Source organism: Candidatus Pedobacter colombiensis, from assembly GCA_029202485.1.
In the GTDB taxonomy this organism is placed as follows: domain Bacteria; phylum Bacteroidota; class Bacteroidia; order Sphingobacteriales; family Sphingobacteriaceae; genus Pedobacter; species Pedobacter colombiensis.
The window spans coordinates 2553003-2564962 of sequence record CP119313.1 but is presented as its reverse complement, the minus strand read 5'-3'; the positions used below and the strand labels follow the sequence as shown (position 1 = coordinate 2564962).

11 protein-coding genes are annotated in these 11960 nt (G+C 36.4%); 7 read left to right on the top strand and 4 right to left on the bottom strand.

The window, feature by feature from the left end:
- Window positions 1–218: 218 nt before the first annotated feature.
- Window positions 219–458 (bottom strand): hypothetical protein, encoded by a 240-nt coding sequence (locus tag P0Y49_10930; protein WEK21650.1) that lies wholly within the window; start codon window positions 456–458, stop codon window positions 219–221.
- A gap of 383 nt (window positions 459–841) precedes the next feature.
- Here P0Y49_10930 and P0Y49_10925 point away from each other — a divergent pair, with 383 nt between their 5' ends.
- The 5 genes from P0Y49_10925 to P0Y49_10905 all read left to right on the top strand — a co-directional run bounded on the left by P0Y49_10925 (window position 842) and on the right by P0Y49_10905 (window position 8174).
- Entirely contained in the window at window positions 842–1192 is a 351-nt protein-coding gene (locus P0Y49_10925; protein WEK21649.1) for a hypothetical protein, read from the top strand.
- A gap of 507 nt (window positions 1193–1699) precedes the next feature.
- Window positions 1700–2167, top strand: a complete 468-nt coding sequence (locus P0Y49_10920) for a hypothetical protein (GenBank protein WEK21648.1) — start codon at window positions 1700–1702, stop codon at window positions 2165–2167.
- A gap of 57 nt (window positions 2168–2224) precedes the next feature.
- Window positions 2225–3586: a TlpA disulfide reductase family protein gene (locus tag P0Y49_10915; protein WEK21647.1), complete on the top strand. Its 1362-nt coding sequence runs from the start codon at window positions 2225–2227 to the stop codon at window positions 3584–3586.
- Window positions 3587–3597: 11 nt separating this feature from the next.
- The gene (locus tag P0Y49_10910) at window positions 3598–6789 is read left to right on the top strand and encodes a SusC/RagA family TonB-linked outer membrane protein (protein ID WEK21646.1); all 3192 of its coding nucleotides are present in this window, start codon (window positions 3598–3600) and stop codon (window positions 6787–6789) included.
- A 20-nt stretch (window positions 6790–6809) separates the two neighbouring features.
- Entirely contained in the window at window positions 6810–8174 is a 1365-nt protein-coding gene (locus P0Y49_10905; GenBank protein WEK21645.1) for a RagB/SusD family nutrient uptake outer membrane protein, read from the top strand.
- 61 nt (window positions 8175–8235) lie between these two features.
- On the opposite strand, the gene P0Y49_10900 is transcribed toward P0Y49_10905, so the two are convergent.
- The 3 genes from P0Y49_10900 to P0Y49_10890 all read right to left on the bottom strand — a co-directional run bounded on the left by P0Y49_10900 (window position 8236) and on the right by P0Y49_10890 (window position 9808).
- Window positions 8236–8529 carry a hypothetical protein gene (locus P0Y49_10900; protein WEK21644.1) on the bottom strand — a complete coding sequence of 98 codons (294 nt, stop codon included), beginning with the start codon at window positions 8527–8529 and terminating at the stop codon, window positions 8236–8238.
- A gap of 102 nt (window positions 8530–8631) precedes the next feature.
- Window positions 8632–9108: a hypothetical protein gene (locus P0Y49_10895; protein ID WEK21643.1), complete on the bottom strand. Its 477-nt coding sequence runs from the start codon at window positions 9106–9108 to the stop codon at window positions 8632–8634.
- A gap of 91 nt (window positions 9109–9199) precedes the next feature.
- Complete coding sequence (locus P0Y49_10890; GenBank protein ID WEK21642.1) at window positions 9200–9808, bottom strand: hypothetical protein; 609 nt, start codon at window positions 9806–9808, stop codon at window positions 9200–9202.
- Window positions 9809–10023: 215 nt separating this feature from the next.
- On the opposite strand from P0Y49_10890, the gene P0Y49_10885 reads away from it, so the two are divergent.
- Together P0Y49_10885 and P0Y49_10880 are read left to right on the top strand one after the other, a co-directional pair.
- On the top strand, window positions 10024–11490 hold the full coding sequence (locus P0Y49_10885) for an aminotransferase class I/II-fold pyridoxal phosphate-dependent enzyme (protein ID WEK21641.1): 1467 nt from the start codon (window positions 10024–10026) through the stop codon (window positions 11488–11490).
- Window positions 11491–11536: 46 nt separating this feature from the next.
- Window positions 11537–11815 carry a helix-turn-helix domain-containing protein gene (locus P0Y49_10880; protein ID WEK21640.1) on the top strand — a complete coding sequence of 93 codons (279 nt, stop codon included), beginning with the start codon at window positions 11537–11539 and terminating at the stop codon, window positions 11813–11815.
- Window positions 11816–11960 lie beyond the last annotated feature (145 nt).

The window sequence follows — 11960 nt, the reverse complement described above, 5'->3', positions numbered from 1 at the left end:
TTTCCGAATAGCCAGCAATAGAACCCTATGTACCGAATTCGTTCCGTAACGTTAGTGATTCCTGCCATCATCCTTGTGTAGATTACAACACTACTATTCTGTATTGCAAGTGGATCTCTTCCTCCTGATTGTGTCTTTGCTTCTGCCCAAAAGGGTGAGGGTGGGTCGGTTGCCGAATATGCCATTTTTAATTTTGTTGATTTATGCTCACAATTCCTCTACACTGTGGAAAGTTGGACATTTTTTAGGCGTTGTTGTATATAATTGGAGAAATATTTTTCAAAACTTAGCGCGTTATTCAGCTCATTAATTGCTGTCCTGATCGCGGGAATAAGTTGAATAACCCTATCTTTTTCTTTCGATTTTAACTTCCAAAGATAATGGATATACCATGCTCCAAATGTGAGTATGAAAAGAATGATTTTATGATTTAGACTTAGTCCTTTATCCTTCTTCATTTCTTAAAGCCTAATTGGAGAAAAATGATATATTCTTTTGAAGTTGAGGGTGTATTTGAGCTGAGATTGAAAATGCATAAATTTAGAGCTGTTTAATATAAAAAGATCATCCCGCTGATTGTTCTGCAGAATAGTATTTTGACGAATATAATAAAGACTTTTGAAAGTACTTTATAGAGATACTCATCGTGGAAGAAATCTTATCTGACAAAATTCCCAAATAATCCAGTGTAGGCTTTTTTCAAAGCATGAATTGGATCAATTTATAGACCTAATAAGGTAGGTAACTCTTTCGGATGGTGGATGAGGTGATCTGGTATTGAATTTTTTAAAAGTTCAGCTTCATTGGTACCCCAAGTAATTAATCTACCTTAGATTAAATTATGGATATACAACAGAAAACGGCCTTAACATTATTTTCAGATTTGGTTGCAGATCTTGGCAACGTTAACGAGCAATTAAGTACAACATTTAGTCAGCAATTATTTCTAGTTCGTCAATTGCTTATAAATGATATTTTAACAATTAAACAGAATCACGAAAAAGTTAGTGTAAATGAGGCGTTTAAGACTATTAATAATAGCCTTAGCGAAATAGAAACAAAAACCACCCAAGAGTTAATACCAACATTCGAACATCTTGGTGATAAAGAAAAATTGGGAAAAGCGAAAGAAATTATAGAAGCAGTAACCTTTATAAAGTCTCTTCTCAAAGATGAAGTTCTTGGGAAATAGGAGATGATCAGATTTGGGCTTCTATAGCTAATTTTCCAAAAATTTTGGAATTAGTCAATTTTATCGGATTGAATCACAATTATCTGATATTACATTCGGTTTTATGGAAAATACTCCAAAATATTAACTAATGTGAAATGTTTGGTATTTAAAGTTTATTTGTGTATATTTGATAAAAATAAGATATATGTAAACAGCTAATATTATAAATTTGCCGAATCTTCAAAATATTTGAAGCATTTAGCACTTAAGAATCTCGTCTTAGAAACCTAGTAAATTTCAAAACACAAACGAGGGGATAAGTGAAAAGTGCTCACGCTAAAAGCGTGGGCCTTGCTTATTCGTTTGTGGGCTTACTAGGGCCTCTAAGACGGTAAGTGAGGTTTCACGCTTTTTGTGTTAATAATTTCTACTCAGGGTAGGAAAGTTCTGATGAACATTGATCTAAATTTTAAAAAAGCACTCCACTTTTTGATTTCATTAATGTCAGCCTTAGCCCTGAATAATGTGAAAAGATCAAACCGACCAACGAATCAAGTCATCATAAAAGCGAATACCAATAGTGATTGGGATTGTGTTGATTTTGCGATTATCCATCTTGCAGCGTCCTGGAGGACGCTTATGTCTGAAAGGTTGTTAACAGCTCAGTCCTTTGTAAAAGATACTACTTTTCACAATCTGAACTATTGGGATGTACCTTCAGGCTATTATTTGAATACGGAAAAGAAGCTGTACACTGAAACAATACTTTACCCTGGTAAAGATTGGACATTCATTACCTTAGAACCAGGTGAAGAAGAAAGCTTTGCAGTCCCTAAAAATTCATTGGAAGCCCATCAACTGTGCATCACCCCGCATCTTGATGCAAATTTCAAAGCATTTAGCACACATACGAACGAAGAGTATTGGACAGAATCTTTCTATATTCCCCATATGCTAGCTACAATAGCGTCAACAGCGTTTGATTCGTCCTGATCTCCCAAATCAAATTTCTCGAATAACAACTAACTCATAAAACCACAAAGCTACAAAATGAAAAAAACGACATTAGCCATCGTAATGGCCACGCTTTGCCTAATTTTTAAGGCAAAATCACAAGAGAATAATGCTATAGATGTCACTTCAAAAGGCATCCAGATAGGGCAGAAGATGCCCGATATTAACATCTCCAATCTATACAATTACAAGGATGCGAACGGTAAACCTATTACCTCATTAAATCTGTCAGATATCAAATCAAAACTGATCATCCTTGATTTTTGGGCTACATGGTGTGCCCCATGTGTAGCCATGATCCCAAAGATGGAAACACTACAAAAACAATTTGAAGGGGAAGTTCAAATCCTTCAAGTTACTGATCAAACTAAAGATGAAGTATTACCTTTTTTGAAAAAAATTAAGAAAGGTGCATCATTACTTCTGCCACAAGTAACGGGTGATAAAGAACTTGCCAAACTTTTTCCTCATGTATACTTGCCTCACTACGTCTGGATAGATTATACGGGTACAGTGAAAGCCATTACTGGCCATGAAGAAATAACTGCAGAAAACATCGATAAAGTACTGGATAATGCTACCGGTAAACAGGGCTTGAAGCAAAAAAAAGATCTAAAAATAGCTTACGATGAGAAAAGGCCTTTTCTATTAAATGGCAATGGTGGTGATGGTTCTAAAATGATAGATTATTCAGTCTTATCAAGGTCTGAAGCTGGAATTGGAGGTGGGTATATTTATGGAGAATTTGAATACAATGGAATTAAAGGACGAAGAGTTACTGGTTGGAACCAAACTATCCCCAAGTTATATATGATTGCATTAGCTGAGGGTAAAACTGCATATGGATTCAATAGACTCGTTCTAGATGTTAAGGATTCTACAGAATTGTTTTTTAAGGGCACAAAAACCGAATATAAGTTTTCAAACTGGAGATCAGAAAATGAGTATTGTTACGAACTGATCAGCGCGCGAAGAAACGATCAAACTTTTTACAAAAGGATGCAGGATGATTTGGATAGGTATTTTTCTCGCTACAATATCAAATTAGAACGTAGGAAGACCATGTGCTTGGCTTTAGTCACCACAGTTGATCATCCTGATCTTTTAAGTAAGGGTGGAAAGCCTGAATTTAAAATTGGGAATAACTATTGTTCTCTTCAAAATATGAGCTTAGATGTATTATTGGCTCGGCTAAACCTGATATACCTTCAATCAAGTAGATACCCTGTAGTAAATGATACTGGCATAAAGGGAAATGTAGATATATCATTTGAGGTGAACCTCTCCGACGTACACTCCATCAACAACGCACTAGCTCCATTCAACCTAAAATTGATAGAAAAAGAAGTCGTAACGGAGATGATCGTAGTAAGAGATAATGAAAAAGTTAAAATCTAATCTAAGAGTTCATGTTAAAATATATAAGCATACTGTTTTTGTTGTTCAATACGATTGATATCGCTGCACAACAAAAAACAATTACCGGAAATGTAAGAGACCAAATAACGAATCAAGGTTTGCCTAATGCTACAATTAGGTTTAAAGGAAGCAATGATGTTTCTAAAACAGATGAAAAGGGGGATTTTAAAGTTGCGATTAAAGCAAATGTTAGTCTGTTAATCGTGTCTAGTATAGGTTATAAAAGTCAGGAGGTACCTATTAATTTATCAAGTTCTGCTTCAGTTAGTATTAGTCTGATGCCAGAAAATCAAGAGTTGGATGAAGTAATTGTCTCTTCCGGGTACCAGCAACTTTCCAAAAATAGCACAACTGGTTCATATGTGGTTGTTAATGAAAAATTGTTAAACAGACGCGTAAGCACCGACCTGATAAGCAGACTGGAAGATGTAACTTCTGGTTTGATTTTTAACAGGAGGGGCGTAACAAGTGGAATCAGTATTAGAGGGCAAAGTACATTGTTTGCAAAAACTGATCCTTTAATTGTAATTGATAATTTCCCTTATGAGGGAGATTTAGCTACGATTAACCCAAATGATGTTTCTACCATTACCATACTTAAGGATGCTTCTGCCGCATCAATCTGGGGTGCAAGAGCAGGTAATGGGGTAATCGTAATTACCACAAAAAAAGGAGCGTTTAATACCAAGCCCACTTTGAATGTGAACTCAAATTTTACTTATGGAGCTAAGCCTGATTTGTTTTATCAGTCTGTACTTTCATCTGCTGATTTTATAGCTATCGAGAAAAAACTATTTGAAAAGGGATTTTATACATCGATTGAAAATTCTGCCAATTTCCAGCCATTAACGCCAGTTGTAGAACTTTTGATTGCTGCGAGAGATGGTAAAATGGACCCTTTAGCTGCACAAGCTAAGATTGAAGCATTAAAAGGAATTGATGTAAGAAAGGAGTATGGGAAATACTTTAACCGAAACAGCATCAATAAACAAGTATCCATAAACCTAAATGGAGGAAGTGCTGAGCAACGCTATTATTTATCTGTTGGATACGATAAGAATAATTTGAATGTAGTCCGAAATAATAATGATCGTTTGACTTTTAATGTCGCAAATACCTATTCTTTGTTAGCGAACAAACTTGAGGTTAGTACGGCATTATATTTTGCAAATACCAGGAATGAATTGAATGGTTTGTCTTTTTCTGATCTTTCTATGTCTTCAGGTGATCCATACCCTTATGCTCAAATAGCTGATCAAAATGGAAAGGGCTTAGTTATCCCTAAATACTACCGACAAAACTTTGCTAATGATGCACTTGATAAGGGATTACTGGATTGGACTTATAATCCTTTGGAGGAATTACGCCTAAATAATAATGTTACAACTTCAACTGATTTGCGGATCAGTACTGCTTTAAAATATAAAATTGGGAAAGGCTTTGTAGTCGACTTACACTACCAGTACAGCAAGACAAATTCATTGCTTGAAAACCTGAATGACGCACAAGGATTTTATACCAGGAATATCATTGATCAATATTCGTCAATTAGCCCAACCAATCAATTGCTTAGTCCGATCCCATTAGGTGGAATATTGGATAGGCAAAAGGGTGATGGGCTTACTCAAAACATCAGAGGACAGCTTAACTACAATAATCAGCTGGGGGAGAAACATCGCCTAGATGCTTTAGCTGGATATGAATTGAGTGATAGTCGAGGATTAAGCTACATCAATAGAACCTATGGTTATGATGATGAACATGCTACTGGTAAATTGGTTAATTATATTGATCCATTTCCCCAATACATTTCAGCAACAAACAAAAGGATTATTGAGAATAGAGATAAGACAAAAGATCTTTCAGATCGCTTTTTATCATCTTTTTTTAATGGCACTTATACCTACGATAACCGCTTTATTGTTTCTGGAAGTGCCAGAATTGATCGTAGCAATATTTTTGGGGTAAAGACTAATCAGAAAGGCGTTCCGTTGTGGTCGGCAGGAGTTAGCTGGATTGTTAATAACGAATCTTTTTATAGGTCAGAAGTTGTTCCAAGTTTAAAACTACGCGCTTCTTACGGATACAATGGTAATGTAGACAAAACTGTTACGGCCTATACCACCGCCATGCTTGTGGGTACAACCTCGTTTACAAACTTACCTTATGCAGAAATAACTAACCCGCCCAATCCTGAGTTGAGATGGGAGCGTGTTAAAATAGTAAATATGGGCTTGGACTTTGTCATCGGTAATAATCGGCTATCAGGAAGTTTTGATTATTTCATAAAGAATGGATTTGATCTTATTGGACAAACTCCTTTTGCCCCATCTACTGGTATTTCCAGATTTAGGGGAAATACAGCCAATACTTCTGGAAAAGGCTTTGATTTTGTTCTAAATAGTCAGAATACTACCGGGTTATTGAAATGGGAAACGAATTTCTTATTCAGTCACATTAAGGAAACGGTAAGTAAATACTTAATCAAAGCTCCTGCTGGTAATTACCTTTCTGAAGGAAGTGGAAATGGAATTTATCCTTTTGAAGGGAAGCCATTGTATGCCGTTTACAGCTATAAATGGGGTGGCTTAGATGCTCAAACCGGTTCACCACAAGGATTTATTGACAATCAATTAAGTAGTGATTATAAAGGGATTATTGATAACGCAACGCCAGAAAATATTATTTATAATGGCCCCGCACGTCCAACATTTTTTGGAGCAGTTAGAAACACTGTAACGTGGAGAAATTTAAGTCTTTCTGCAAATGTTAGCTTCAGGTTAGGTTATTATTTTCGAAAAAACTCTGTAAGATATAGTACGATACTCAATGCGCAAGGGGGGCATGGGGATTACAGTAAGCGATGGCAAAAACCTGGAGACGAGTTAACGACTCAGGTTCCATCCATGCCGACTCAAATTAACATAAACCGTGATAATTTTTACTCCTATTCCGAAACATTGGTGGGTAAAGGCGATCATATTCGTTTGCAGGATATTCGTTTAGACTACTCGTTTTCAGGCAAGAGATTGCAGGATATATTTATTAAGAACCTGAACGTATTTGTTTATCTGAATAACATTGGAATATTATGGAAAGCAGATCATTCATCTGTTGATCCAGATTATCCATATGCAATTCCACCGCGAACATCTGCAATTGGAGTCAAACTAGATTTTTAACTGTATTTAACTTATTTCACATGAAACTTATACAAAACATTATAATATTTGGAGTTCTCTTGTTGCTGGTATCCTGCCAAAAAGAGTTCCTTGAAAAGAAATCAGATAAGGCGCTATTAGTACCCACTACATTAGAAGATTTTGAATTTCTGTTAAATAATCAACTGATTATGAATACAGCACCAGCCCTGGGAAACATAAGCGCTGATGATTATTTTACCACTTCTGAAGCTATTCTTACATTGAACGATTACGAAATAAATACCTATCTATGGAAAAAGGATTTATTTGAGGGCCAGCCAAGTCCGGACTGGACGACGGCCTATCAACAGATTTTTTATGCAAATGTGGTATTGGATGGACTCGGAAAGTACACCTCTCAAAAAACAATTCAAGAAAAAGCAAATACACTAAAAGGTCGTGCATTATTCTTCCGGGCAATTGCACTTTATCATTTAACGCAAGGGTTTGCAGAGCCGTATGATGTACAGACAGCATCTTCAGTTTTAGGACTACCAGTAAGGACAAGCTCTGATGTCAACATTATTTCACCGCGAGGAACGTTAAAACAAACTTACGATCAAATTATAGCTGATCTTAAACTAGCTGAAACCCTGCTGCCTGTGCGTGTTACTTATAAGACAATTCCATATAAACCTGCGGCGCTGGCAATGCTTGCCCGCACTTATTTAACTATGGGTGATTATATCAATGCCGAAAAATATGCAGATGATTGTTTAAAGCTAGAGGGAAAACTTATAGATTACAATTTGTTAAATCCTGCTGATATTCGTCCAATTCCTTCATCTATTCCAAATGGTAATGATGAGGTACTTTTCCATACCTCACTAATCGCTTATAAATTTAATAATAGAAAAAGGAGTTTTATTGCTGAGGATGTTTACAATTTATACGATAACAGTGACTTACGAAGAGCAATATTTTTTGATAAGGATGGTAATGGCGTAATAACATTTAAAGGTGGATACAGCAATGTAGATTCTTTTTGTGGACTCGCTACTGACGAAATTCTTCTCATAAGGGCTGAATGCGCTGCGAGAAGAAAGGATTTAAACAGCGCATTAAGGGATATCAATACGCTACTCAAAAATCGTATTGATAAAAAGATATTCACTCCGTTTTTTACCAATGATGCGGAGATCGCGTTAGATAAAATAATTTCTGAGAGAAGAAAGGAGCTATTCGGTAGAAGTATCAGATGGTCTGATCTCCGAAGACTAAATAAAGAAACAAAGTATGCTGTCACTTTAAAAAGGAGTATCAATAATATCGTATATACATTACCTCCTAATGATCCAAAGTATACTTTTCCGATTCCGGATGATGAGATTAAAATGAGCGGAATACCGCAAAATATCCGATAAATATGATATTTTAACCAATTAAAGGCCACCAATACAGTGGCCTTTAATTGGTTAAAAGTAATTACTGAATCTCAAATTCTCCATCACGTACAATTCCACTTGGAATTCCTTCAGGATGAGCCTCCGTATAGGTCACAGTTTCTGCTGTGCATTTTAGCGTTTGACTAAATTCACATTGATAATTTCCAGGTAACATTCCTTCAACAACAGATGGACTAAGTGCTTCCCATTTTAAAGTAGAGGTATTATAGAAATAATTGGCAGCTGTAGATTTGTTTTTAAAAGAACTCATAGCTACTATAAACCCGAGACCTAAAGCGAAGGCCATCAAGGGTAGTTTATTTAATCTATTCATAATATTTGGTTTTTATTATCTCTTGTAGGTTCAACCTGTATGCAGAGATGTTTAATACAGGAGGTTCGAATCACTATCATGCCGGTAAAGGGGCATGTGATACTATTGTATCCATACCTTTGTCCTCCTTTCCTTCATCTTTAGGTTTATGATTAACCCCGTTACGGCAACTACCGTAACAATCAGGTTCAAGATTAAATTGGCTACCCAGGTACTGTTGCTGCCCATTAGGCCTGCACAATTGCATGGCATTCTGCTATAAACATTCAATAAGGCTAGTATGATATAAGTACTGAAAGTAAGTGTCAATAAAAGACTCATTTTCATGCCAATAAGTCTTGTTGGGCGATTAACGAGTAGGGTAGCTATGATAATTTCTGAGCTGGGAATGAGGTAAGCCAATAATCTGCTAATCCGATTTGAAAACACTTGATTATTCATTTCTCCCTTAAACTTATTAAAGTCAGATATTTGTGTTCCAGCTGCATATAGCCAAAACAGGATAAGGAATACAGTTAATATTGCTACAAGTAGTTCTAATTTTCTTTTTAGATTTAGTGTTTCTATATCTTTCTTCATACCCAAAAGTAGCCCGGAAATAAAAGCACAGCTGCCCATAGATGGGCATTATACCAGCCAAGCCATTGGCATTTTTTTTGGAAAGCTTGCTTTACAGTTTCTTCAATTGATTGGCATATCCATTTCTGGTTAAATTGACATGCATAGCCTGAATGCTCCTGCTGGTACTATTTACAAAAAGTGGATTTTCGGCAATCAGTTGTCTCACCCTTTCAACTGGGGGCTTGTTCAACATTAAATTCCTGTTGTGATAGTAACGTTCGTTATTGATGGATACCAGTTTAATCTGGTTTTCTAGTTCTGGATAACGTTCCATAAGGCTTAGTACATGCGCATATTTTATGAAAATCATTCGCCCGTTCTCCAGCATCTCCAGATAATCTGTGCGTAATTGCTGGTCGAGCAGGCAGCTGGTAAAAAGTATGAATTCTCTCTTTTTCCAGATCCGGGTTCCCTTTTTAACAAATCTGTGCGGACAAAAGTAATAGCTATGCACCATAGCATCGATGGAAAACCAGACATAAGCATCCTCAAATGGGCCTGGTGTTTCTATTTGCTGGTTTTTGATAGATAGGATCAGTCGGCTATGTAAAATTAACTGCGTTATAAACCCCTGATCTTCCGACAGCTGGCTACCCAATGATGGTATCACATACTGTGTAATGAGTTTTTGCTTATCATGAATGTTACAGTTATCCATAGGCTGAGGAATTGAGTTCGGGATTTTTACTTACATGCTTGGTTATTGGGTTATTTGTCAAATAATTATAACTGTAAATATCAAACGAATAATTAAAATTAATTGGTGTCAATTCTCGTTATACCCCCTGTGGTCAGTTTAAAGGTGCTATGGTTTTTTTCTTTTAAGCAAATTTTTCTTCTAAATTACGATCAATCAAATGTAAAACCATCTCAATGAACAAAATCAACGCAGAAATATGGAGATTTCCTCAACCTCCAAATGGCCCACTTACCAGTGTTCAGGTATATAAGTTAATCGTAAAGTATATACAAACAGGCATCATTTTACCTGGATCAAGAATACCCTCTTATAGGGTTGTAGGTAAGTTAAACGAAATACACCGAAATACGATGTTTCGAATCTATAAACGATTAGAGGATAAAGGCTGGCTAGATCCGGTTAAAGGCTCTGGTACTTTTGTGTCATTATGTTTTCCGAATTATGATTTGCTGCATCCGGCAGATCGTAGCATTGAAAGGCTTCCGGTAAGGTTAAACAATACCCCTAATATTGAAATTCATAACGATCATCCTCCTTCGGATTTTATCATGTTGGGTCTTGATACGCCAGGACCACATTATTTATCACATTGGCTGTACCTCACCCAGATCAGCAAGCAGGCTAAAGTTTACGGAGACTTTAATCAGATGGATAGAATTTCCGAAATGAAAAGTATGGAGTTTAAAACTGCAATATTGGATTACCTGAATAAAACACGGAATTTTAGGATCAGTTCTAGCTGTTTAGAGGTAGTGCTGGGTAGAAGGGAGGCCTTACAACAGGTTTTTAAAGTGTTACTCAGGCCTTTTGATCATGTGGTAAATACTGCGCCCAGGGACGCAATGGTCAAAAAGCTAATTACCGACTGTGGTGCAGTATTGCATGATATAAAATCTTTCGAAAATGGTTTTATTGGCAAACTAAAGAGATTATTGAAGAAGACAACCATAAAAGCCTTATATGTAAGGCAGCAATGTAGTTATCCAGAAGGTTACTCCATACCGGAAAACGAATGTGTAGAGCTTTTGGAGTTGGCTAAGAAACATCAATTTTATATCATTGAGGAAGACGATTACCATGAATTTTGGTATGAAATAAAGCCTTTTAAACCACTGATTTGCCAGAACCACAACGGACATGTGATTTACCTGGGTGCATTGAGTTTATTGTCCATCTATATGCAACAAACACGTACTATTGTTGCCGCAGCAGAGTTTATACAATTGATGCAGTTTACTTATATCGGCCAAAGCCCGTTTAAGGATCCGCTTATTGAGCAAGCGATTGCTATGATGTTAAACAACAATAAGTTGTTGCACAGCATTAAGAAAATGCAAAGAGAAAAGAAAGAGCACATGTTTGAAGTTGGGATGCAATTGGTAAATGCTCTTGGGAATATGGTTAATGTAGTGAAGCCATTAGGTGGACTGAGTTTTTGGCTGGAATTTCCGGATGCCAGAGTTTTAAGCGAGTCTATCATTTTCATTCAAAAAGAAGACCATAAAATTCCTTTTCATCCTTACAAGGGTAGGTTTACCTTAGAAGAAAAAAACGTATGTTTTGGCTTCGGAACCTGGAATGTTATGGAGTTTCAGACACCAGCAAAACTGTTGTTTGAAAAACTGAATTCAAGATACTAACGCTTCCAATAGTTACACCATTATTCCGGTATAGCTTTATTTGCCTATGCTGCTACAAATCATTTCCTTATTAAAAGAGATTTTAGCTGTACTGATCGACATCAGAACAAAATTACCTATGGTATACGCCAGGCCAGTGCCCCTTGAGGAGGAGCTACTGGATAACAGCGACGCTAAGCGCTTATTCAAAGTTTGTGATCAAACACTATATCGTTGGCGTAAAAAGAAACTCATCAGTACCCGCATGATTGGTAATAAACATTATTATCTAAAGGCCGACCTCATTAAAATGACAGAAAATATCGGACAAACCCAGACTTTTTAAGACAAATCCAGACACCAACCTTGGTTTACTAGGTTTTAACAATGCTTGATTTTAGATTTGATGACATAATGTGCTTAGCATCAGCTGTATAACTTATACTGGTCTCCTACTGGTATAGTACTGCTTTTATACTGGTATGCTACTG

Bases quoted from the DNA above. Each gene is read 5' to 3' on its own strand.
- P0Y49_10930 (WEK21650.1), bottom strand. From the start codon at position 458: ATGAAGAAGGATAAAGGACTAAGTCTAAATCATAAAATCATTCTTTTC.
- P0Y49_10925 (WEK21649.1), top strand. From the start codon at position 842: ATGGATATACAACAGAAAACGGCCTTAACATTATTTTCAGATTTGGTT.
- P0Y49_10915 (WEK21647.1), top strand. From the start codon at position 2,225: ATGAAAAAAACGACATTAGCCATCGTAATGGCCACGCTTTGCCTAATT.
- P0Y49_10910 (WEK21646.1), top strand. From the start codon at position 3,598: ATGTTAAAATATATAAGCATACTGTTTTTGTTGTTCAATACGATTGAT.
- P0Y49_10905 (WEK21645.1), top strand. From the start codon at position 6,810: ATGAAACTTATACAAAACATTATAATATTTGGAGTTCTCTTGTTGCTG.
- P0Y49_10900 (WEK21644.1), bottom strand. From the start codon at position 8,529: ATGAATAGATTAAATAAACTACCCTTGATGGCCTTCGCTTTAGGTCTC.
- P0Y49_10895 (WEK21643.1), bottom strand. From the start codon at position 9,108: ATGAAGAAAGATATAGAAACACTAAATCTAAAAAGAAAATTAGAACTA.
- P0Y49_10890 (WEK21642.1), bottom strand. From the start codon at position 9,808: ATGGATAACTGTAACATTCATGATAAGCAAAAACTCATTACACAGTAT.
- P0Y49_10885 (WEK21641.1), top strand. From the start codon at position 10,024: ATGAACAAAATCAACGCAGAAATATGGAGATTTCCTCAACCTCCAAAT.
- P0Y49_10880 (WEK21640.1), top strand. From the start codon at position 11,537: ATGCTGCTACAAATCATTTCCTTATTAAAAGAGATTTTAGCTGTACTG.